Annotated in this window: 19 protein-coding genes; 10 read left to right on the top strand and 9 right to left on the bottom strand. The window is 60.1% G+C overall.

Features of this window, described 5'->3' with window-relative positions; all coding sequences use genetic code 11:
- Positions 1-24: 24 nt before the first annotated feature.
- From secG to NKH89_RS02480, 4 genes are all read left to right on the top strand, one after another.
- Complete coding sequence (gene secG, locus NKH89_RS02465) at positions 25-471, top strand: preprotein translocase subunit SecG (protein WP_023717707.1); 447 nt, start codon at positions 25-27, stop codon at positions 469-471.
- A gap of 199 nt (positions 472-670) precedes the next feature.
- Positions 671-1,792 (top strand): L,D-transpeptidase, encoded by a 1,122-nt coding sequence (locus NKH89_RS02470; RefSeq protein WP_023717706.1) that lies wholly within the window; start codon positions 671-673, stop codon positions 1,790-1,792.
- Between the two features lie 147 nt (positions 1,793-1,939).
- The gene (gene pyrG, locus NKH89_RS02475; protein ID WP_352448839.1) at positions 1,940-3,568 is read left to right on the top strand and encodes a CTP synthase; all 1,629 of its coding nucleotides are present in this window, start codon (positions 1,940-1,942) and stop codon (positions 3,566-3,568) included.
- Between the two features lie 11 nt (positions 3,569-3,579).
- Complete coding sequence (locus NKH89_RS02480) at positions 3,580-4,119, top strand: DUF1697 domain-containing protein (protein WP_023717705.1); 540 nt, start codon at positions 3,580-3,582, stop codon at positions 4,117-4,119.
- A 30-nt stretch (positions 4,120-4,149) separates the two neighbouring features.
- Here the strand turns inward: NKH89_RS02480 and NKH89_RS02485 are convergent, their stop codons facing one another.
- The 5 genes from NKH89_RS02485 to NKH89_RS02505 all read right to left on the bottom strand — a co-directional run bounded on the left by NKH89_RS02485 (position 4,150) and on the right by NKH89_RS02505 (position 11,804).
- The gene (locus NKH89_RS02485; RefSeq protein WP_352494608.1) at positions 4,150-5,607 is read right to left on the bottom strand and encodes an NCS1 family nucleobase:cation symporter-1; all 1,458 of its coding nucleotides are present in this window, start codon (positions 5,605-5,607) and stop codon (positions 4,150-4,152) included.
- Between the two features lie 128 nt (positions 5,608-5,735).
- Positions 5,736-6,578, bottom strand: coding sequence for a trehalose-phosphatase (gene otsB, locus NKH89_RS02490; RefSeq protein WP_023717704.1), 843 nt, complete (start codon positions 6,576-6,578; stop codon positions 5,736-5,738).
- Positions 6,575-8,356, bottom strand: a complete 1,782-nt coding sequence (locus NKH89_RS02495; RefSeq protein WP_352482652.1) for an alpha,alpha-trehalose-phosphate synthase (UDP-forming) — start codon at positions 8,354-8,356, stop codon at positions 6,575-6,577. The genes otsB and NKH89_RS02495 overlap by 4 nt, the downstream gene beginning before the upstream one ends.
- 175 nt (positions 8,357-8,531) lie before the next feature.
- Positions 8,532-10,694 carry an amylo-alpha-1,6-glucosidase gene (locus NKH89_RS02500; RefSeq protein WP_352494610.1) on the bottom strand — a complete coding sequence of 721 codons (2,163 nt, stop codon included), beginning with the start codon at positions 10,692-10,694 and terminating at the stop codon, positions 8,532-8,534.
- A 48-nt stretch (positions 10,695-10,742) separates the two neighbouring features.
- Positions 10,743-11,804: a glycosyltransferase family 4 protein gene (locus NKH89_RS02505; RefSeq protein ID WP_352494611.1), complete on the bottom strand. Its 1,062-nt coding sequence runs from the start codon at positions 11,802-11,804 to the stop codon at positions 10,743-10,745.
- Between the two features lie 219 nt (positions 11,805-12,023).
- Between NKH89_RS02505 and NKH89_RS02510 the strand changes: the two genes are divergently transcribed.
- Complete coding sequence (locus tag NKH89_RS02510) at positions 12,024-12,326, top strand: DUF982 domain-containing protein (protein WP_023717701.1); 303 nt, start codon at positions 12,024-12,026, stop codon at positions 12,324-12,326.
- 36 nt (positions 12,327-12,362) lie between these two features.
- Here the strand turns inward: NKH89_RS02510 and NKH89_RS02515 are convergent, their stop codons facing one another.
- A complete protein-coding gene (locus NKH89_RS02515; protein ID WP_352908371.1) occupies positions 12,363-13,784 on the bottom strand; it encodes a methyltransferase family protein in 1,422 nt (473 codons plus the stop codon).
- On the opposite strand from NKH89_RS02515, the gene NKH89_RS02520 reads away from it, so the two are divergent.
- The 5 genes from NKH89_RS02520 to NKH89_RS02540 all read left to right on the top strand — a co-directional run bounded on the left by NKH89_RS02520 (position 13,766) and on the right by NKH89_RS02540 (position 16,834).
- Positions 13,766-14,038, top strand: coding sequence for a hypothetical protein (locus tag NKH89_RS02520; RefSeq protein ID WP_352908372.1), 273 nt, complete (start codon positions 13,766-13,768; stop codon positions 14,036-14,038). The two genes, NKH89_RS02515 and NKH89_RS02520, sit on opposite strands and share 19 nt — an antisense overlap.
- Before the next feature lie 435 nt (positions 14,039-14,473).
- Positions 14,474-14,635: a hypothetical protein gene (locus NKH89_RS02525; protein ID WP_023717698.1), complete on the top strand. Its 162-nt coding sequence runs from the start codon at positions 14,474-14,476 to the stop codon at positions 14,633-14,635.
- Positions 14,636-14,901: 266 nt separating this feature from the next.
- Positions 14,902-15,126 (top strand): hypothetical protein, encoded by a 225-nt coding sequence (locus NKH89_RS02530; RefSeq protein WP_023717697.1) that lies wholly within the window; start codon positions 14,902-14,904, stop codon positions 15,124-15,126.
- Between the two features lie 37 nt (positions 15,127-15,163).
- Positions 15,164-15,418 carry a DUF6894 family protein gene (locus tag NKH89_RS35730; RefSeq protein ID WP_023717696.1) on the top strand — a complete coding sequence of 85 codons (255 nt, stop codon included), beginning with the start codon at positions 15,164-15,166 and terminating at the stop codon, positions 15,416-15,418.
- A gap of 678 nt (positions 15,419-16,096) precedes the next feature.
- A complete protein-coding gene (locus NKH89_RS02540; protein WP_051409619.1) occupies positions 16,097-16,834 on the top strand; it encodes a TylF/MycF/NovP-related O-methyltransferase in 738 nt (245 codons plus the stop codon).
- 83 nt (positions 16,835-16,917) lie between these two features.
- Here the strand turns inward: NKH89_RS02540 and NKH89_RS02545 are convergent, their stop codons facing one another.
- The 3 genes from NKH89_RS02545 to NKH89_RS02555 form a co-directional block, all read right to left on the bottom strand.
- A complete protein-coding gene (locus NKH89_RS02545; protein ID WP_084642470.1) occupies positions 16,918-17,994 on the bottom strand; it encodes a GSCFA domain-containing protein in 1,077 nt (358 codons plus the stop codon).
- Between the two features lie 448 nt (positions 17,995-18,442).
- A complete protein-coding gene (locus tag NKH89_RS02550) occupies positions 18,443-19,255 on the bottom strand; it encodes an SGNH/GDSL hydrolase family protein (protein WP_352908373.1) in 813 nt (270 codons plus the stop codon).
- A gap of 282 nt (positions 19,256-19,537) precedes the next feature.
- Complete coding sequence (locus NKH89_RS02555) at positions 19,538-21,376, bottom strand: carbamoyltransferase family protein (protein WP_352908374.1); 1,839 nt, start codon at positions 21,374-21,376, stop codon at positions 19,538-19,540.
- Positions 21,377-21,515: the final 139 nt, after the last annotated feature.

Genomic DNA, 21,515 nt, shown 5'->3' on the forward strand with positions numbered 1-21,515 from the left:
CGCAAGGCCTTGCCAGGATAAATTATGGAAACCGTACTGATCGTCGTCCACCTCATGGTCGTGCTCGCGCTTGTCGGCGTGGTGCTGCTGCAGCGCTCCGAAGGCGGCGGTCTCGGCATCGGCGGCGGATCGGGCTTCATGACCGCGCGTGGCGCCGCCAATGCGCTGACGCGGGCGACAGCGATCCTGGCCGCGGCTTTCTTCGTCACTTCGCTGACACTGTCGATCGTCGCGCGCTATGGCGAGAAGCCGATCGACATTCTCGATCGCGTCCCGGCGAGCTCGGACGGGGCAGGCAAGGGCGTACTCAACCAATTGCCCGGCACCACGACGCCGCCTTCAGGCAACACGGCGCCGACCCCGCCGTCCGGCAATGGCGCGGCAACGACGCCTCCGGCAACAGCCCCGGCGACGCCGCCAGCGACAAACGGCGCCACCGCGCCGGCCACGCCGCAGGTCCCCAACCAGTAATCGGGCATCTGATGCCGCGATCTGTTGTCGTTTGAACACAGTCGCGGCAAATGCCGCACAATCACGAAGATTCGACCGCGCCCTACGCTTGAGGCGCTTCCGGCTAATCGATTATACATTGCGCGCGGCATTTTCGGCGTCCTTGGGGGGCGCCGGGCGACGCCGTGGGCAACAAGCATTGAACGATCGGATCTTCCCCATGCAGCTTCGCAGCTTCATTTTTGCCGGCCTTTGTGCCGTGCTCAGCCTAGGTGCGCCCGCTTACGCGGCTATGCCGACGGCAAATTCGGCTCATAAAGCCGCGACAACAACTGACGTCGTCAACGTCGCTGCCAAAAGCGATGCGGCGCAATTGAAGCTTCTCAAGAAGAAGAAAGATCCGACGCCGGACGACCTTGCGCAGATCCGCAAGATCGAAGCCAAGATCGCAGCCGATAAGGAAGCCGCTCGCGCCAAGGCACTCGAAGCCAGGAAGCTGGCGATGCGCGAGGCGGCGAAAGCCAAGGCCGATGCGGAACGGCAGGCATTCCTTGCCAAGGAGAGCCAGCCGGTCGCGGCGGTCAAGGTGGCTGATGCCAAGCCGGCCAAGAAGAAGACCGTCAACATCATCGAACCGATCGCACCCATCGCGCCGATCCAGTCGGCCGAGCCGATCCCGGCCGAGGCCATGAACGTTGCGCTGACCGGCAACAATGGCGAATTGCGCAGCGAACCGGTCGGGCAGAAGCCGCAGAGCGTCGGGCTGTTCGCGGGACTGTTCGGCGGCACATCCTCTTCATCGATGTCGCTGCTTCCTGAGACGCGCGCGCTCGACGCCGCGCTCGAAAGGAAGCAGGCCAAGCGCCAGTTCAAGGTCAAGCCGGAATTCGTGCCGCAGGAGGTCGAATTCACCGGCTACAACCCCGGCACCATCGTCATCGATACCAGCGCCCGCCGTCTCTACCTCGTCGAATCATCGTCAACCGCCCGCCGTTATGCCATTGCGGTCGGCCGCGAAGGCCTGCAGTTCAAGGGGACGGTTGCCGTCGGCGACAAGCAGGAATGGCCGCGCTGGATTCCGACGCTGGATATGCAAAAGCGCGAACCCAAGCATTATGGGCAGTACAAGGACGGTATGCCCGGCGGCGGCGACAATCCGCTCGGTGCGCGCGCCATCTATCTCTACGATGGCAAGAAGGATACCCATCTGCGCATCCACGGTACCATTGCACCGCAGTCGATCGGAACCAGCGCCTCCAATGGCTGCTTCCGCATGATCAACGAGCACGTCATGGATCTCTATCGCCGGGTGAAAGTAGGCACCAAGGTCGTCATCATCTGACGCCTCGACAGATCGTGCCAAAAGGGCCGGCCTCGCCGGCCCTTTTGTTTTGATACGCCAATGACCAGAGCGCCTTCTTGGGAAAAAGCCTTCGCGGCGGTTTTTTCTCTGGCGGAATCAATTCGGCCGCGTTAAGCGATGACTCCCATGGCGCGATATGTATTCATCACAGGCGGCGTGGTTTCCTCACTTGGAAAAGGCATTGCTGCAGCGGCCCTTGGGGCTCTCTTGCAGGCGCGGGGCTATCGCGCACGCATCAAAAAGCTCGATCCCTATCTCAATGTCGATCCCGGCACGATGTCGCCCTACCAGCACGGCGAAGTCTTCGTGACCGACGACGGCGCCGAGACCGATCTCGATCTTGGCCATTATGAGCGCTTCACAGGCCGCTCGGCCAACCAGCAGGACAACATCACCACCGGCCGCATCTACAAGAACATCATCGAGCGCGAGCGGCGCGGCGACTATCTTGGCGCCACCGTGCAGGTCATTCCGCACGTCACCGACGAGATCAAGAACTTCGTCCTCAACGGCAATGACGACTACGATTTCGTGCTGTGCGAGATCGGTGGCACCGTCGGCGACATCGAGGCGATGCCGTTCCTGGAGGCGATCCGCCAGCTCGGTAACGACCTGCCGCGCAACAACGCCGTCTACGTCCACCTGACCTTGATGCCTTACATTCCGACGGCGGGCGAACTGAAGACCAAGCCGACACAGCATTCGGTCAAGGAGTTGCGCGGCATCGGCATTGCGCCTGATATCCTGCTGGTCCGCGCCGACCGGCCGATCCCCAAGGAAGAGCGCAGAAAACTGTCGCTGTTCTGCAACGTGCGAGAAAGCGCCGTCATCCAGGCGCTCGACGTGCCGCATATCTACGACGTGCCGATGGCCTATCACAATGAAGGGCTGGATTCGGAAGTGCTGGCCGCCTTCGGCATCGATCCGGCGCCGAAGCCGCGCATGGAACGATGGCAAGCGGTGTCCAACCGCATCCACAATCCGGAAGGCGAGGTGACTATCGCCGTCGTCGGCAAATATACCGGCCTCAAGGATGCCTACAAATCGCTGATCGAGGCGCTGTCGCATGGCGGCCTCGCCAACCGGGTCAAGGTCAAGCTCGACTGGATCGAAAGCGAGATATTCGAGAAGGAAGACCCGGCGCCGTGGCTGGAAAAGGTCCATGGCATTCTCGTCCCCGGCGGTTTTGGCGAGCGCGGCTCGGAGGGCAAGATCCTGGCGGCGAAGTTCGCGCGCGAGCGCAAGGTGCCATATTTCGGCATCTGCTTCGGCATGCAGATGGCCTGCATCGAGGCGGCTCGTTCGCTGGCCGGCGTCGAGCACGCATCATCGACCGAGTTCGGTCCAACCGAGGAGCCGGTCGTCGGCTTGATGACCGAATGGCTGAAGGGCAACATGCTGGAAAAGCGCAGGGAAACCGGCGACCTCGGCGGCACCATGCGGCTCGGTGCCTACCAGGCCGACCTCGCCAAGGGATCGAAGATCGCCGAGATCTATGGCGATACGCAGATTTCCGAACGCCATCGCCACCGCTATGAGGTCAATGTCGACTACAAGGAGCGGCTCGAGGATTGCGGCCTGGTGTTTGCCGGCATGTCGCCGGATGGCGTGCTGCCGGAAACGGTCGAATATCCCGACCATCCCTGGTTCATCGGCGTGCAGTATCATCCCGAGTTGAAAAGCCGGCCGCTCGATCCGCACCCGCTGTTTGCCAGCTTCATCGAGGCGGCGGTAGAGCAGTCGCGGCTGGTCTAGATTAGCCGCCGATGCGAACTTACGTCGCGCTGCTCTACAGCATCATCCTGGGCGAGGGGCGGCGGGTCGTCATGTCCGATCTCAAGGCGATGGCCGAAGGCCTGGGCCTGAACAACCCGCGCACACTGGTGGCGACCGGCAATCTGGTCTTCGAGGCGCAGGAGACAGAACTCGCGGCGTTGGAGCAGCGGCTGGAGGCGGCGTTCGCAAAGACTTTTGGCCGCCATGTCGACATCATCGTGCGCCGCGCCGACGGCTGGCTGAGGCTGGCGGCCGGCAATCCGTTCCCAGCCGAATCGGCTAAAGCCGCGGACCAGGTGGCGGTGCGCGTGATGCGGGCGCCTGTTTCCCCCGATGCGGTCTCTGCGCTGCAGGCCTATATCGGCAGGAATGAAAAGCTGCAGGCGGTCGGCGGCGACATCTGGATCGTCTTTTCGCGCGAGACGCCGAGTTCGCGGCTGCTTGCGGCGGTGAGCCACAAACGCCTCGGCATCGGCACGTCGCGCAACTGGAACACCGTGCGCCGCCTGGCCGAGATGGTCGCAGAATGAACGGGGCGGCTTGCGCCGCCCCGAATCCGTTTAGGCCTTGGCCATCTTGGCCCAGGCGCCGAGTGCCATCGTACGCAGCACGTAATAGATGACGCCGGCAATTGCCACGCCGAAAAACCAGCCATAGACGCCCCACCAGGACGGCAGCAGGCTGGTGAAGTTGGGCAGGATCGACGAGAAGACCGCGCCAATACCGGCGGCGATGAAGGCATTGACATGCCAGCCGCCCTGGAAGCGGAATTCGCCATTCTCCCTGTAGAGCGCCTCGACATCGACCTCGCCCTTCCGGATCAGGTAGTAGTCGACCATCATCACGCCGAAGATCGGCCCCATCGTCGCGCCAATGATGTTGACGAAGGAGGCGGCACTGCCTTCCCAGGGCGCGAAGGGATAGAGCACCAGCGCGATCAGCGCCGCGATGTAGCCGCCCTTCTTGAAGTCGATCTGACGTGGAAAGACGTTGGAGAAGTCGAAGGCCGGCGACACGAAGTTTGCCACCACATTGATGCCAAGCGTCGCTACGGCAAAGGTCAGGGCCGCGAGCGCCGCCAGGAACCAGCTGTCGAATTTCGCCGAGATCTGGTCAGGATGCAGCAGCACCTCGCCATAGACGTCGAAGGCGGCGATCGTGGTGACGCCGGCGACCAGCGAGAACAGGATGAGATTGACCGGCAGGCCCCAGATGTTGCCCTTGCGCAGCGATGCCTTGTCCGGCGCATAACGGGCGAAATCGCAGAAGTTGAGGTAGAGCGCTGAGAAATAGGTCACCCAGATCGCCGCTACAGCAAACAGCGAGGTCCAGGAGCCCGGCGTGCCCGGCACGCCCGCGTCCTTGGTCTTTTCCAGCAGCACATCCATCGGGATGTCGCTGGTGAAGGCGAAGGTGCCTGCCTTGATGCAAAGATAGATCGCCAGGATCAGCATCATCACCCACACCGCCGGTCCGGCCCAATCCTGGAAGCGGCGCACCGTTTCCATGCCCCTCTGGATGATCAGGAGCTGCAGCGCCCAGATGACGGCGAAGCAGATCACCTCGAGCCCGGAGTGGCCGAGGAAATGTGTGCTCTGGTTGAAGTCGGCGAACCATTGCGAGCGGATCAGCAGGGCTACGATCGCGCCGGAGGCCGCCGCCGTCTGCGCGCCGTACCAGAAGCAGGCGACGATGGCACGCACCAGCGCCGGTATGTTGGCGCCCCAGATGCCGAAGGAGGCGCGCGCCAGGACCGGGTAGGGCACCCCGGTCTTCACGCCGGCATAGCCGACCATGTTCATCAACGCATAGATGATCAGCGAACCGATACCGATGGCGATGATGAAGTTGACGAAGCCGCCGCAGAACAGGAACAGGCTGGCAGCGAGATAGTAGCCCCACAGGCTGTGGACGTCCGACGTCCAGACGTTGAAGATCGAGAACGGTCCCCAGTTTCGAACCTTCGCCGGAGCGAGATCCTCATTGTACAGGTCCGGTGATGCGCCTTGTATGGTCATAGAGATGTCCTCCCCTTGTTACCGCACGCGCCTCCACGCGTGGCACGCAGGTTAAGCCTGACGCAGGGGAACCGGCAAGCAGACGATCTGCCGGCTTTGGGCTTAAAGATATTCAATGAGAAACGCGCTTATCGACCGGACGCTGCCGTGGCTGCGATATTGAGCTTCGCCCTTGATTCGGTCTCTGCCTTGTTGTCGGCCGGTCGAGCACCGGAGACCGGCGAGACTTCGAAATTGGCCCCGAGCCAGGCTATTGCGCCGGTCACGCCATCGAGGACATAGGTTGCGGCCGTCGGTCCGTTCGGCTTCACGCGGATCGAGATGCCGCCAATTTCGTTGATGGCCTCGAAACCGTGTTCGTCCGATGTGTCGTCTCCGAGGAATATCGGCCGCCGGCCGACAAAGGGCGGAATGTCCATGAAACGCCGGATGGCAGCACCTTTGACGGCTTCCAGAGGCATGAGCTCGACGCCGGCGTTTCCGGGAAGCACCCGATAACCCTTCGGAAGCCGGGCCAATGCCTGTTCGATCAACTGGATTGCCGGCGCAAGCAGTTGCGGCGCTGCTCTTGTATGGACGGCAAGGACCGGACCCTTGCGCTCGACATAGACCTTGCCGCTGCCCAGTTCGGCCTCGATCTCGTCGGCAAGGGCGGCGATGTCGGCAGGCGCGTCGGCGGCATCGATCGGACCCGTCGGCGTCAGCCGGTGCTCCAGCCCATAGAGGCCGGCGATCCTCAGCTTCAGCGGGTGGAACAGCTTGTCCACAGCGGGGATCGAGCGGCCGGTGATGAAGGCGACCGCACCATCCAGCCGCTGCTCGATGTGCCCAAGCAGATTGCGCAATTCCTCGCCGACCGACACCGCGTCGGGATGGGCAGCGTGTTCCAGCAGGGTTCCGTCGATGTCGAGGAAGAGCGCCCATTGCCCTTCCGGCAGGTCCGGCGCCGGCGGTTGTTCAAAGCTTTTCACGACGCTGCCTTCCGTGCCCGCTCGAACATCGAGATGACGTTGTTGGTGTTCGACGGCGGGCGCTCGCCAGTTCCGGTCACCCTGTCGAGATCGCCGCGTTTGCGCAGGCGCGCGGCATCCAGCAACATGCTGCCGGCCCAGCGGTAGACATTATTGTCGCGGACCATCTCGCGCATCGGCCGCAAACGCTCGCGCTGCTCTTCCGGCGTCATCGTCAGCGCCTGCAACAGCGCCTCGCTCATCATGGCTGCGTCGTAGGGGTTGACGATCAGTGCCTCCAGCAATTCGCGCGAGGCGCCGGCGAAGGTGCTGAGCAAAAGCACGCCCTGTTCGTCGTCGCGCGCCGCGACGAATTCCTTGGCGACAAGGTTCATGCCGTCATGCAGGCTGGTGACCATGCAGATGTCGGCGGCGCGATAGACCTCGTAGACCTGCTCCTGCCGATGATGTTCGGCGACCATCAGGATAGGGCTGTATGTCTCGCTGCCATAGCGCCGGTTGAGCTCCTCGGCACAGCGGCGGCATTCGTCATGGAGTTGCTGGTAGGCCGGCAATGTCCCCCGGCTCGGCGCCGCGATCTGCAGGAAAACCACCTTGCCTATCCATTCGGGATATCTGGTGAACAATTCGTCCAAGGCATGGAAGCGATCGAGAATGCCTTTCGTGTAGTCGAGGCGCTCGACGCCAACGCATAGTTTGGTCTCCGCAGACAGGCCGAATCTATCGCGGACACGGGCGCGGCACTCCTCGACAGACGGCAAACTTGCCAGCAATTGGGCCGGCCATTCTATGGAAATGGGATAGGCGTGGACCAACGTGGTCTGTCCGCCATAGGAGATCGCCGCGTCGGCCCGTTCTATGCGGCTCTCCAGAAAGCGGTCGACACTTTCGGTGAAGTTGTTGGCATGGAACTGGGTATGAAAGCCGATGATCGAACTGCCGAGCAATCCCTCCAGGATCCGCTCACGCCACGGACAGATGCTGAACACTTCCGAATTGGGCCACGGGATGTGCCAGAAGGTGATGATGATGGCGTCCGGCAGGCGCTGGCGGATCATGCGCGGCAGCAGCGCGAAGTGGTAGTCCTGCACCAGCACGATCGGCCGCTCGTTGCGTGCTTCGGCAACCACCGTATCGGCGAACTTGCGGTTGACGGCCTCGTAGGCGTCCCAGTCCGAGGCGCGAAAGATCGGGCGGGTGAAGGCGATATGGCAAAGCGGCCATAGGCCCTCATTGGCGAAGCCCAGATAATAGCCCTGATATTCCTCCTCCGTCAGCCAGACCCTGCGCAGCGTGTAGGACGGATTGCCTGGCGGCACTTGCACCCGGTCGTCCTTGTCGACCGTGAGACGGTCTGCCGTTCCGCCGCCATAGGCGATCCAGGTTCCGGCACAGGCGCGAGTGATGGGCTCGAGTGCCGAAACCAGCCCGCTGGCCGGCACCAGAAGTTGGACCCCGTCATCCTTGATGTTGTGGATGTAAGGTTCGCGGTTGGACACGACGATGACCTGTGCGTCCGGCAGGTCGTCGGCCAGGATCTTACGCAATGTGTCGGGCGACCATGTGACCAGCGCCGCGTCGGCCGACTGGCCGTTCTTTTCGAACTCGCGCAGCACCTTGCGTGCCGCTTCCGATGCGACATCCTCGCTCGGCGTGTATGCGGCCGCCGTTGCGCGGCCGCGGCGCTGGCGGGATATCGATAGGAGAATGGCAAAAGCGGAAAAGCCAAAACTTGCAATCAGCAAAACCCAGAGCAGGTCTACAGTATAATCTGACATGGAATGTGATCTCGCCTCCGGCCGCCGATAGCCGTTTTTATTGGTTTTTCTGGTTCGCTGCCGTGCGACAACAACAGTTCCCACGCCGCCCATTTTTGCAACGCACAAAGAGGCTATCGGTTCCGGACGATTGCGGTGCCGCGCGTCGTTTTCGATGCGCCGCTGCGAGGCGGCGTCAGGTGCGCACGATGAGCGGTACCATCCCCTCATACCGATCGGCGAGAAAGGCGACGACCCGATCGCCGACACGCTGGAATGTGAGGTCGACCACCGCCGAGCCGACACCCAGATGCCGCAGTGTCAGCGTGTCGATGCCGATCGGCAGCCTCGGGCGGGTGACCCGGATTTCACCGTCCCAGCCATCGATTTCCAGGCCAAGGCAGGCCTGCATCAACATGAAGGCCGATCCCGCCGACCAGGCCTGCGGCAGGCACGCGACGGGATAGGCGATCGGCGCTTCGCCCGGCGACCTGGTAAAACCGCAGAACAGTTCCGGCAGCCGCATGTTGAAATGGACAGCCGACTCGAACGTGCCGCTCATCAGCCGCACCACGCTGTCGCGTACGCCATAACGTGCCAGGCCGGCACCGCACATGGCAGTGTCGTGCGGCCAGATCGAACCGTTGTGGTAAGACATGGGATTGAAGAATATCGCATCGTCGGCCAGCGTCCTGACGCCCCAACCCGAGTGGAACGACGCCGAGAGCAGCTGATCGGCGACCAACTGCGCCCGTTCCGGCTCGGGCAGCCCGACATAGAGGAGATGGCCGGCATTCGACGTCCGTACCTTGCAGACCTCGCCGGCACCGTCGATCGCCATGGCGTAGAAATTGAGATCGTCCATCCAGAAATGGCGTTCGACCGCGGTGCGCGTGGTTTCGGCGCGTTCGTCCCAATGATCGGCCTTGTCGTCCTCGCCACGGCGGCGGGCGAGCGCTGCCAGCCCACGGAACGCGGCAAAGACATAGCCTTGCACCTCCACCAGGGCGATCGGCCCCTTGGGCATGCGGCCATCGGCATGGAAGACCGAATCGAAGCTGTCTTTCCAGCCCTGGTTGGCGAGGCCGGACTCGGCGCCGCGCTGATAGGTAACGAACCCGGTCGCGCGGCTTATCTCTTCGGTCCATTCGGCCGCAGCACAGAGCGATGGCCACAGGCTGTCGATGAACGCCATGTCGCCGGTACGATCCGCATAGGCACAAGCGAGATGAATGTAGAGCGGCGTGGTGTCGACACCGCCGTAATAGCGGCCAAACGGGAGCTCCCGCAGTGCCGCCATCTCGCCCTTGCGGGTCTCGTGCATGATCTTGCCCGGCTGCGAATCGCTGAACGGCGACGTTTCGGTTGCCTGATGCTGGGCGAGAAAGGCGAGCACGCCGCGCGCCAGCCCGGGATTCAACCACAGCATCTGCAGTGCGGAGATCACCCCGTCGCGGCCAAACGCCGTCGAGAACCAGGGTATGCCGGCATAGGGGTAAGGTCCGGTTGCAAGCTCGGTGGTCAGCAACGCCACGTCCGCGCGCGCGCGCTCGATCCAGTCGTTGAAGACGCGGCCAGAGCTGTGCACCGTCGCGCCGTGGCGGCGTTTGGCGCGCATGCCGAAGCGAGCGCGGGCGGCGGCAGCCCGAAAACGGTCGCGGTCGGGTGTCTCCGCCACTTCCGGGCCGACTTCGATATAGAGGACCTCGCTGCTGCGCTTAGTCACCGCAATCAGGAAATCCGCACGGTTGGTGGTCAAATTGTCCGGGGCTTGCGAGAACGAGATCGCCGACAGGCGCACAAGCTGGTCCAGCCCGTCATATCGAAGCACCACGGACGTCGGACTGGTCTCGGCGGCATGGGCTATCCCGCGCTTGGGCCGGGTCGAGCCGCGCACCTCGAACATGTCACGGAAATCTGCTGCGAAATGCAAGGAAACCCGAATGGCCGACGATTCCTGGCTGTAGTTGGAAAGGGTGATGCGCTCGAACAGCCGGTCCTGCCAAAGCAGCCTGACGCGTTCTATGTGGATCGCGCCCTGCGGAATATCCCGGCCACCGACACTCTGAATCGGCAGATTGGTCAGGTTCGAGGTGAAAAGCACATTGTCCTGGCTGAGCGATGCGCCGAGCAGCGACATTTGCCGGCCACCGACCGTCAACCGAAATTCCGAAAGCACACGCGTGTCGTCTCGGAAAAAGCCGTCGCCGGCGCCGCGGATGTCGCCATAGGCGTCGGCCACCGCGAAGCAGTCGCCTTGCTTGAGGGCGAACAGCCGGTGCGGCTCCCGAGGCGCGACCTCGTCGAGAGAGGCAAGGGCTACGGCGGGATCAAGCTTACGCTCGTCGAGTTGATTCATTCGTCACAAACTCTGTCGTTTCGTTCTCAACTTCCACAATGACGCCGATCAGGACGCTCTCGCTTCACCGGGAGCACCGATCAGGTGCGCATAGGCTGCCACATAGTCGTGGGCCATTCTCGTGGCAGAAAAACGGTTCTCGAATACGGCTCTCACCTGACGCCTGTCGAGGCGTAGCAATTCCGGTATCGAGGCGACCGCAGCGTCGACTGTATCGACAAGGAAACCGGTCACGCCGTGGTCGATGATCTCCGGCAGGGCACCGCAATTCCAGGCGATTACCGGCGTGCCGCAGGCCATCGCCTCTATCGCGGCAAGGCCGAACGGCTCCGGCCAATCGATCGGAAACAGCAGGCCGGCCGCCTTGCCGAGGAATTCCGCCTTTCTGTCCTCTTCGATCTCGCCGATATAATCGACACGGTCGCCGTCGATCAGCGGCTCGACCGTGTCGTGGAAAAACGCGCGGTCGTCATCGCCAATCTTTGCCGCAAGCTTCAGTTTCAGCCCGGAGCGCAAGGCGATCTCGATGGCACGATCGGGGCGCTTGTCGCGCGACAGCCGGCCCAGGAAGGCCAGATACGGCTCGTCCGCATCCGTCTCGAAAGTCGGCTCGTAGATATCGATCGGCAGCCCGTGATGGATGGTCGCCAGCCAATTGGCCTTGGCGAGTCCGGCTCTCTGGCTGCGGGAAATCGAGATCATCGGAAAGCGCGGAAAACGTTCGTAGGCCGGCGCCAGATCGACATAGTCGAGCCTGCCATGCGGTGTTGTCACCGTCCGGTCGGGCATGTGTTCGAAGAAAGGAAAATGCAGGAAGTGGCTGAGATGGAAGTGGATGACGTCGAACTGCTGCGCACGGTTCCTCACCTCGGCAAGCATAGAGAGATGTGCCGCGGTTTCGGATTTGTGGGGGCGCGGATCGAGACGCAGCGCACGCTCGCGACACGCCACCAATTTCGCCGACGTTTTGGTATCGCCGCTGGCGAACAGTGTCACGTCATGGCCAAGCTCGACCAATCCTTCGGTCAGATAGGAGACGATGCGCTCCGTCCCTCCATAGAACCGGGGTGGCACGGATTCATGGAGCGGCGCCACATGGGCTAATCTCATGTTTTGGCATTTCCCTCAAAAAGACTGCTCGTGGGATCGAAATGCATCAGTCGCGCTAACGTTCCCGTACAACGGCAAGATGTCGCGCAATGGGGACTGCCGGAGCTTGCCGTCCAGCCAACATTTTTCATGGCAAGCCTCTTTTGCCGGGAACCAAAGGGCCAGTTCGCGAGTTTAGTGGGGTTCGATCGCACGCATCCGGTCGACGGGGAGGAAATGATGGACCGCTTGCAATTCTTTTCGCCCGTGCGGATTTTGCGCGGACAGGGACAGCCTGTGGAGGAAATCGACAGCGTTGCCGAAGCGATGGCATTCCTGCGAAAATGGCCGGCCGGGCGGCGCGGGCCGGTTTACCAATGTGCGGTGAATTGCTGTGCTGCGGCCATGGCCGGCCGGATGTCGGCCGAGGAAGCGAGAAAGGCTTTTGCCGGCTTCGCCCGGATCACCCGCCTGCTCGAGGGCGATAGGCCGTTGCCGGTGAGCGGCGAGGATCGGCATCGCGCGGATGCGCTGCGACGATAGCGCCAGCTGCCGCTAACCCTCAAAACAAGATATCATTCAGCCGGAACGCCCGATCGGCGACCGACTCGCTTTCGCGAACAGTCGTTTGAACTGGGCTACAGCACCGTTCTCGGCGATGTAATCGCAATAGGCGGCATAATCGGGGTCGCGTGACAGATGGCGTTCCTCGGTGATGGCGCGAAGTGCATAGACGGCGTTGAGCCCGAGCAGGATGGCGGAGTGCCGCAGCGCTTCAGCGGGTCCCGTGGCGGTGAGGAAAGGGACGGAGACCAGCCACCAGGAGAGGTTTTTCGAAACATAGGCGGGGTGCTTGATCCAGCGATACGGTCCGCAGGTGATGATTCCGCGGTTGGTGAGATTGGAAAATCTCAGGCCAAAGCTCACGGTGGACCAGACAAAAATCAAGACGCAGAAGACGATCGCCGATCCCCAGAAAACCTGGAGCGCCGGTGTGGGCATCACCGCCGTCCAGTTGACGCCCGTTTCGTAATTCAGGTAGGCACGGGTGGCGGCATTCATGGGTTCATAACAGGCAAGACAAACCAGCCAGCCGAACACAGTGGGCTCGACGGTGCGGATATGGTTGTCGAGGACGCGCAGCGTGAAAATGTAGCCGACGACCGCGACAAGGACATCCACCATGAACAGGAGATCGATTGCAAAAGCGTGCCAGCGCATGATGTCGAATTGATACGGTTGTTCCAGTCCGGCCAGGATCGAACCTAGCGCGGAGCACAGATAGACGAACATCAGCGGCAGGAAGAAGCCTTTGACGATCCAGCCCCGCACATGCTGGCGTATCTGCTCAGTCCTTTGCGGCACGGCGCCGCCGAGGACGAATGCACCGATTTCGGCATATGAATCTTCCGGATCGGTTTGCCGGCGATCGACATAAGCAACATAAAGCGGCGCGGCGACGAGCAGCGCCGGCAAGGTGTCGTAGAGAGCTGCCCAGTAGGGGGCGTAAAACTCACGCCGGTATTCCGGCAATATCCAGTAGACTGCGGCAATCGTCGTGAGCGTGACGATGAAGCCGATGAGTTTGCGCATGACGCGCTCGACTTCAAGCGCTCGCATCGGCTTTGCCTGCAATCCCGTTGAACGCCTTCGAAACGTCTGGAAATAGGCCGTGTCGACCGCGATCATCGCTGCCGCGGTAGCTGCAATGACAGTCATGGCCTGCAAATGCACAGGCCAGCTTCTGTCGACGAGCACCCCGACGGCCAGCGCAAGACCAAGCAGTCCTGCAAGGCCGGTGAGGGGCGCGGTCGCGGATTTCGGTTGGAGCGTCAAGCTACTACTCCCGTTGTCGTGAGGGTTTGATCGTCGTGGGCGGCCGGCACGGGTCACGTGGTGTGCCCACCCGCCGCCGCTGGAGCCACTTGAGCAGCTGCTACACTCCACCGCTGCCGTTGGATCCGCCGCTGCTTGTTCCGTCATTGCCGCCGCTTGAACCACTGCTGCCGCTCGACCCGCTGCTGCCGCTTGAACCACTGGTGCCGCTCGACCCGCTGCTGCCGCTTGAACCACCGCTGCCGCTTGAACCACTGGTGCCGCTCGAGCCGCTGCTGCCACTCGAACCACAGCTGCCACTCGAACCAATGCTGACGCTTGAGCTGCTGGTGCCGCTCGAACCACTGCTGCCGCTTGAGCTGCTGGTGCCGCTCGAACCGCCGATGGGCCCCTTGTTTGCGTTGCGCGGGGAGGGATAGTTGTTAGCGCCCTCGCTTACATTTTCGCAGGTGCACTTGCGCTGATATTTGGTGCCGAAAGCACTGCGTTCATTGCTCGCCTTCTGGCAGACCACCCTATGGCAAATCAAAGTCGCTTCGGTTGTCTCGGGGGTAAGGCCTGTGATGACTATTGCGGTTGTCGTGGCCGCCATGCCCATGATTGTGAACCGGAGTAAATTCCGAAAATTTTGCATAGATACCTCGCTTTCTGACGCCTCGCTTCTCGGGCTTTCGCCCAAGCTTCCTCATTGTCGAGCGGGTGTTTGCAACAAGGCCGCATACGGATCGCTTACGCCTCAGCGGTCGGGCTCAGGGGCGGCGTAAAAACGTTGGACAAAGCGCAGACAATGGTGCCGCATTGCGGTATTTCGATCAGAAAAAGACCAAAGATGCGCTTTTCGGGGGAAACAGATAATGTCGAAACGGCTTAGACTGGTGTTGGGAACGGCCGGCGCAATTGCCGTCGCCATCGTCTGGGGGATCATCGCCACGTCGATGGGGCTGCCATCGATCCTGATAACCGTAGGAGCGGTCGCGATCGGCGCCGGCATCTACAGCTATCAAAGCCGGAGCTGATCCGGCATCCGGCGACGGCGGCTTAGCCAAAAAATCCCACAGTCCCGGACTGCCCGCGGCAATGTTCAGTGTACGAAAATTACCAACGGCAGCGTCCTGTGGAACGTGTGGCCTCTCGAAGCTATTGTGGTGGCGGTCCGAGACACCCCCGCCTCGGGCCGTTGGCTCACCCAGCCGAGTGGTCCGCTGCTACCCAATGGCGGCGGACCGTTCACCCGCAAGACGGACCCCGGAAGACGGACATTGTGCCGAATCGAGGGAGAACCATGGTCGTTGACGAGATTGCAGCGCGGCGCCTGAAAATTCTGATCGAGCAATATATCGAGACCAGGAAGAGGCGCCACGATGAGGTTTCTACCGCAGCGGCTGAGATCGCCATCAGGGCTGTCATGCCGAATTGCCCGGTCTCCGGAAAAGCCTTGGACGACATGATTGCGGCATGTGCGTTCGAACATGGGCTGGGGGTGCTGTTCGATCGACCTGACGCATGAAGGCTAAAATTAGATAAACCGACCAACCGGAACCGGCATGCCGAGATATTTTTTTCACTTCCGAAACAATGACGGCCGCTTGACGGAAGATTTCGAGGGTCAGGAGTTGGACGGTTTGTCCGCGGCTCAGGATAACGCCATGGCTTCGGCCAAGGAAATCCTGGCCGAGGGCCTGCTCAGCGGCAGCCCGGTCCTGACAGGTCTTTCCTTCGAAATCTGCGACGAGAACCGGAAGCTGCTATTCCGATTTCCCTTCTCGGAAGCTGCCGAAAAGGCTGGCACTCGACCGTGATTGGCCAAAGGCCCGCAATGCGGGCGAGCTTTGTCGAGCCTGGCTGAAAAACCGCATGTCGCGGGCAAGGCGGTCGTTGGCGCAAATCAGCACCATAAGCAAATTAGTAGCATAGCTGCCGGCACAAAGCAAGAACAAACATGGCTTGCCTTGCCGACAGGGGAACTATTTATGCTCCCGTTTGTCGGCCCAGGGCTACCGTAGCATTCCAGGATCTCGAGGGCAGGGGACTGACCAAGGCGAGCGCGGCGAGACTGATCCGCGATCGCGACGGCCTGATCTCCCTGGTCGCCGAGTTGGGCTCTCTGACGCTCCAGGCGCGACGAGGGCGCCTGACACTTTCGACGCACATCTGCTGCGGGCATTGCCCTGCTGTGCGCAAATATGTGATGAGGAGGTGCCGCGCCATCGTTGCGGCGCGCAGATTAAGCCGGGCAGTGTGCTAACTTCCGCTGGCAATCGACCAATTTCCGGACCGGCCTGGTACGTGACCGTGATCTTGAGTCGCAGTGCATGGGAGTTCCATTCCCGATCTTGGCTTATTACGTGCACCGGAAGCGCTTCGTTGCGGGATAAGGCCATGTCCTTCAGTCGGAACTCGACGTCATTTCGCGTCTGATGACGGCAGAGTTTCTCTCTGCCGTCATCAGAACACATACCGAATGCTGGAGGATACAGGTGAAATTGAGAGACGCGGCACTTGCTGTTTTTTCAAACAAACGCCGAGGCGTGGCTTGGTATAAGATCGCACAGAAGAAGGCGGACAGATACGGCTTCTATGTCTATTCCAGCCATATGGTCTGGAAGGACCAGCCATTTTTCCGCAAGGCACTGCAGCGGGTCAAAAACATCCGCGGGATTCCAGATCCGCGAGCTTTTGTCCTGCAAAGCTGCCTACGATCGATCGAGCGGATCGACGGCGATGTGGCCGAATGCGGCGTAAGGCAAGGCCGGTCGACGATATTCATGCTGATGAGCGATCTTCGGCCACGGCACTATCACCTTTTCGACTCGTTCGCCGGCCTCTCGGAACCGACCGCAGAGGATCGCAAGCGAAACGGCCAAACGCCGTGGAAGTCCGGCGATCTCAGCACTGACGAGAGGGTAGCCAGAGAGAATATTTCGGACTTCGGCAACACAACTTTTCATGTGGGATGGATACCGGAAACTTTTCCCAGCGTAGCCGACCGGCGTTTCGCCCTGGTCCATATTGACGTCGATCTATACGAGCCGACGCGTGACGCGCTTGCCTTCTTCTACGATCGGGTGTGCGCACATGGCATCATCATATGCGATGACTACGGCTCCGCGCTCTGTCCTGGAGCCCGAAAGGCCTTTGACCAATTCTTCGAAAACCGCCCGGAAGGCATTATCGAACTTCCAACGGGGCAGGCGATTGTCGTAAAGGCAAGCTAGTCCTGAATGGTTGCGGCGGCTCTCCATCGGATGAAGCGAGGACGTCGCCGAAAGCCATGATGGAAATCGGCAGGGCACGGGTATCAATTCTCGCTTGATGGCACCTGAGACGGAGCAAAATAGGCATTGAAGAACTGCTCAACGATCTCGTCGACGACTGAGTTCTTTACGTGCCGCAAGTCCTCTCTGTAGCTACGAGCGAGGCCTCCATAGGTGACAAGCTCGAACGAGGGAAGATAATGGACATTGTCCCGTTCCCGGCAGACTTGACCAAGCACGGCGCGAAGAACGGACTTGCCTTCAGTGCTCGCGGTGACGACATCCGCGTCCTGAAATGTGCGCGCCAATGCAACCGGTGAGACCGTGAGAATTATCGGCGCATCGGGTTTGCGTTCACGGACCATGTCCACGGCAGCCATCACGTTGGCGTAGTTTTCCTGAAAGCTGCTGACGTGAAGCGTTGTTTCCTGCATTCCGCCGCCGCCGAGATAGAGCGGCTTCTGCGCTGCTGCTTTGCCACTGGCCTTGTTGATGAAGACCTCGGTCATTCCAAAGGTGAATATGAATGCCGTGGCGGCATCGAAGCCAGCCCGCATCTCCCGGTTTACGCTCCCGATCACCTCTTTGAGAACTTCCGGAGATTTGGCGAAAATACCGCGCCGATACGGGTCCTGAAAGCTGGCCGAGCCCCAAGGGACGCGTTTCTTGACCTGCCACCAGTCGTCGTCTGCCTGATCCCACACGCCAAGCATTTGCTCGAGCTGGAGGCGAACAGTGAAAGTGTTGTAGAAGTTCATATGTTCCTGCCGAGGCAGCTCATCTACAATGGCCTCCGCGGGGTCGAAGCTGATATTTCCGTAGGACGGGACGCATGCGATGCGTCTGTTTGTCAACGCGCGTCGAATTTCCTGCGCAAAGCAACTCCCCATCGTGAAGAATATGTCGTCAGAAGTTAATACGGGGGTTTTGCGTATAGTAATGGCGCCAGAGCTTACAAAGTCGCCATACTTCGCGTTCAATTTATCCGACGCCATCAGACGGACAGGTTTGGCGTATCCGAGTCGATTGCGTATCCGAAGGTACCTTCGTTTAACTCGCTCCAGAAATGGCACAGTCGCTCCATAGTGGTCACAGCTGGCCCCAACCGCAATGCCGGACATGTAGTCCGCTTCGCGGCTAGCTGCAATCAGAAGGATTCAAGATTGACTATTCGAACGACGTCAGACCTCAGATGCGGTTCTTTTGGCGCATGTTGTCGCGGCGCAGTCTGGTCCCGCTTCACGCTTCATTGAGGCGTCTGTCGGGCTGTCCGCTGACCCCGACAGTTGTGCAGAAATCGCCTTTGGTGGATCGGCAACGCAACATGAGCCGCGCCCTTGGGACCGGGGGATCTCTCTCGCGCACGTCTGGCGTAACCCAAGGCAGACCGAGGGATTAGGGCCTACCAGAGAGGGTAATTGTCCTCCGGCTCAGCTTCCTCGTCAGCTTTTCCTCGTTTTTTTATGACCATCCGCACCAATGCTATTGCGGCTACAACCAGCAAAGCAGCGGATGTCCAAAAAAATATACTATTCATGAAAAACATTCATAGTTTTTCTCTCGTATACGTCAGTATATTAGAGGTTTCTCTTTGGAAAAGTTCAGAAGACCCTGTTCCATAATCGCGTTGGCAACAATCCTGGCAGCAGAATCCGCTCCCTTCTCGGTGAAATGCACCTCGTCGTAATAATTTCTATCCAAAGTCTCGCTGCGTTGGCAAAGGTAAGGCAACGATCCATGGAGATCAACGACCGAGGCGCCGGTTCGCTTGGCTATGTCTTCCACAATGCGTCTGTGTTCCCAAACCGCGTTTGCAGCGGGATCGATTGGGTCTTCCTGCCGATAATTGGGGTTTACGAAGAGAACCGAGGCTCCGGCTGCCTTTGCGAGGACGACCAGTGCACTAAAGTTCGCACGAAACGCGTCTGGTGGATTGTGCGCAATGTGCTTCGAATTTCGACGTCCATCGCCTCGACGTCGAACAATGTTCCCGACATACGCGGTCGCCAGATTTTGCCGTCTTTTGAACCAACCCGAAAGCCCGCCACCTGACGGTGGCTCGAACCAGGAGCAGGAATACTGGTTGTAGTCTCGAGACAGTCCTTCCAGTCGGCGAGGATGAACATCATTGTGGGTATAGTAGTATACGATAAGATTAGGTGACAATGGTGCTACGTGGAAAAGAAGTCTCAAAACGTTCTCGACCGAGGTATATCCGCCAACTCCTGCGTTGACGATGTCAATTTCGACTCCCGGTTTCAGATCCCTCAGGTATTCGCCCAGCCGGTGCGGATAAGTACGGCTATCGTCTTCTATTCCGGTACAATAAGTAGACGATTCTCCCATACAGACAACTCTTAGACATTGCTCCGGCTTCGGCATGGCGGTTTCCGGGCCCCGGAAGCCCAGGCTATTGTGTCTCGATCTGCCGTTGCCCGAGTGCCACACAGGATTCAGCTCATATAGGGTATAGGGGTTTGGCCGAACCAAAGGTGTCGGGCAACCAGCCCATTTGGCAATCAAGCCTGGGAAACCGATCTGGAGCAGCGCCCTATCGCCTAGAAGCATAATGAGGCCTTTGCGCAAAGTGCGCCGCGCTCTCCAAAGTTGCTTTTTAACCACGTTCATCTCGACACCATGTAGCAACGCCTTTCGTGCGCGTGCTCAATCGGGCTCAAACTCACCGCGGTAGTCCATTGCGAGGGCGGAATCCTGCTTCGGCTTATGGAGAACGCAGTTACCAGCCACCAGCACGTCCAGATCCGTTCCCATGAAGCAGCGAAAAGCATCCGTCGGGGAACATACGATCGGCTCGCTGCGCACATTGAAACTGGTGTTCACCAAGACAGGACAGCCGGTAAGCGCTTCAAACCGGGTGATCAACGCGTGGTATAGCGGGTTGGTCTCGACGTGCACCGTCTGAATCCTGGCCGAATAGTCGACATGCGTGACGGCAGGAATCTCGGACCGACGGACGTTCAGCTTGTCTATTCCGAACATAGCGGCCTCGGATGCAGTCATCGCGCGGTGACGGCTCTGCTTAACCGGAGCAACGAGGAGCATATAAGGCGATTCACCCTCCAGATCGAACCAGTCCGACACATGTGCCGACAGGACTGAGGGGGCGAACGGACGAAAACTCTCGCGAAACTTGACCTTGAGATTGAGCGTCTTCTGCATATGGTCCGACCGCGGATCTGCAAGGATGGATCTGTTGCCAAGCGCCCGTGGTCCGAATTCCATCCTGCCCTGGAACCACCCCACCGCCTTGCCGTCGGCCAGCGCCGCAGCCGTGGCATCGATCAGTTGGTCGGTTGGCATGACTTCGAAAACGGCTTTGGCTCGGCTGAGTTGCGCTTCGATCTCGCTCTGACCGAATTCCGGACCGAGATAACTCCCTTTCATGGAATCTTGCTTGGCTATAACCCGCTCACCGCCGAGTTTAAGATGCCAGGCGGCGAGTGCGGCCCCAAGCGAGCCTCCGGCATCGCCGGCTGCGGGCTGAACCCAGATTCTCTTGAAGGCACCATCTCTGAGCACTTTGCCGTTCGCCACGCAGTTAAGCGCCACACCGCCGGCCATGCACAGATTGGGAATTGCAAAATCTCGTGCCAAGCTGCGAGTCAGCCGAAGAACGATCTCATCGGCGACGGCCTGGATGGACGCGGCAACGTCCATATGAAAATCAGTTAACAGATCGGTATCAGGGCGCCTTACCGGCTGCCCGAAGAGGCTGGCGAACCGTGCGTTCGTCATTTTCAGTCCAGTGGCATACGCGAAATAGCTTTGGTCGAGACGGAAGGTTCCGTCCTCCTTCAGGTCGACCAGCTTTTCCAGGATCAGCGATTTGAACCGAGGCACACCATAGGGGGCCAGCCCCATCACCTTGTATTCGCCACTGTTTATCTTGAAGCCGAGATAATAACAGAACGCCGCGTATAGAAGCCCGAGCGAATGCGGAAACCGCAATTCCCGCACGACATCAAGAGTTGCGCCCCTGCCGATCGCAACTGTCGTGGTTGCTTTCTCGCCAACGCCGTCGAGAGTTAAAACCACAGCTTCATTAAAGGGCGACGGGAAAAACGCGCTGGCCGCGTGGCTCACGTGGTGTTCGGAAAAAAGGATCCGGGATGGATCCTTGAAGCCGCGGTCGATTCTGCGGAGTTCGTCGAAAATGATCCTCTTCTGAAATAATTTTCCCGTCAGCCAAGCGGGCATCGCCTTTCGGAATGAATCGAATCCGCTAGGAGCGGCGTCGAGATAGGTTTCAAGCAGACGCGAAAATTTTAGCAGCGGCTTTTCATAGAATACGACGTAGTCCACATCCTTCAGCAAGACACCGCCGGTCTGCAAAACGGAGCGAATGGCGTTTGAGGGGAAGCGTTCGTCGGCTTTTCGACGGGTGAACCGCTCCTCCTGGGCCGCCGAAATGATGGCGCCGTCGACGACGAGGGAGGCCGCGCTGTCGTGGTAGAAAGCCGATATGCCCAATATATTGGTCATAATATTGTCTTCAAAACTGATTGGTCATCGAGTTCAAATCGTTCTTGGTTCTTCGTTCAATCCAAAATGTATCATTGGAATGCGTTCTTTGGAGCCGTCGGCAGATCACTCTGACCAACCGGCGTGCAAATCCGACGGG

The sequence above is a fragment of the Mesorhizobium sp. M0923 genome, assembly GCF_040319365.1.
GTDB lineage: Bacteria > Pseudomonadota > Alphaproteobacteria > Rhizobiales > Rhizobiaceae > Mesorhizobium.

Bases quoted from the DNA above. Each gene is read 5' to 3' on its own strand.
- secG (WP_023717707.1), top strand. From the start codon at position 25: ATGGAAACCGTACTGATCGTCGTCCACCTCATGGTCGTGCTCGCGCTT.
- NKH89_RS02470 (WP_023717706.1), top strand. From the start codon at position 671: ATGCAGCTTCGCAGCTTCATTTTTGCCGGCCTTTGTGCCGTGCTCAGC.
- pyrG (WP_352448839.1), top strand. From the start codon at position 1,940: ATGGCGCGATATGTATTCATCACAGGCGGCGTGGTTTCCTCACTTGGA.
- NKH89_RS02480 (WP_023717705.1), top strand. From the start codon at position 3,580: ATGCGAACTTACGTCGCGCTGCTCTACAGCATCATCCTGGGCGAGGGG.
- NKH89_RS02485 (WP_352494608.1), bottom strand. From the start codon at position 5,607: ATGACCATACAAGGCGCATCACCGGACCTGTACAATGAGGATCTCGCT.
- NKH89_RS02495 (WP_352482652.1), bottom strand. From the start codon at position 8,356: ATGTCAGATTATACTGTAGACCTGCTCTGGGTTTTGCTGATTGCAAGT.
- NKH89_RS02500 (WP_352494610.1), bottom strand. From the start codon at position 10,694: ATGAATCAACTCGACGAGCGTAAGCTTGATCCCGCCGTAGCCCTTGCC.
- NKH89_RS02505 (WP_352494611.1), bottom strand. From the start codon at position 11,804: ATGAGATTAGCCCATGTGGCGCCGCTCCATGAATCCGTGCCACCCCGG.
- NKH89_RS02510 (WP_023717701.1), top strand. From the start codon at position 12,024: ATGGACCGCTTGCAATTCTTTTCGCCCGTGCGGATTTTGCGCGGACAG.
- NKH89_RS02525 (WP_023717698.1), top strand. From the start codon at position 14,474: ATGTCGAAACGGCTTAGACTGGTGTTGGGAACGGCCGGCGCAATTGCC.
- NKH89_RS02530 (WP_023717697.1), top strand. From the start codon at position 14,902: ATGGTCGTTGACGAGATTGCAGCGCGGCGCCTGAAAATTCTGATCGAG.
- NKH89_RS35730 (WP_023717696.1), top strand. From the start codon at position 15,164: ATGCCGAGATATTTTTTTCACTTCCGAAACAATGACGGCCGCTTGACG.
- NKH89_RS02545 (WP_084642470.1), bottom strand. From the start codon at position 17,994: ATGTCCGGCATTGCGGTTGGGGCCAGCTGTGACCACTATGGAGCGACT.
- NKH89_RS02550 (WP_352908373.1), bottom strand. From the start codon at position 19,255: ATGCCGAAGCCGGAGCAATGTCTAAGAGTTGTCTGTATGGGAGAATCG.
- NKH89_RS02555 (WP_352908374.1), bottom strand. From the start codon at position 21,376: ATGACCAATATATTGGGCATATCGGCTTTCTACCACGACAGCGCGGCC.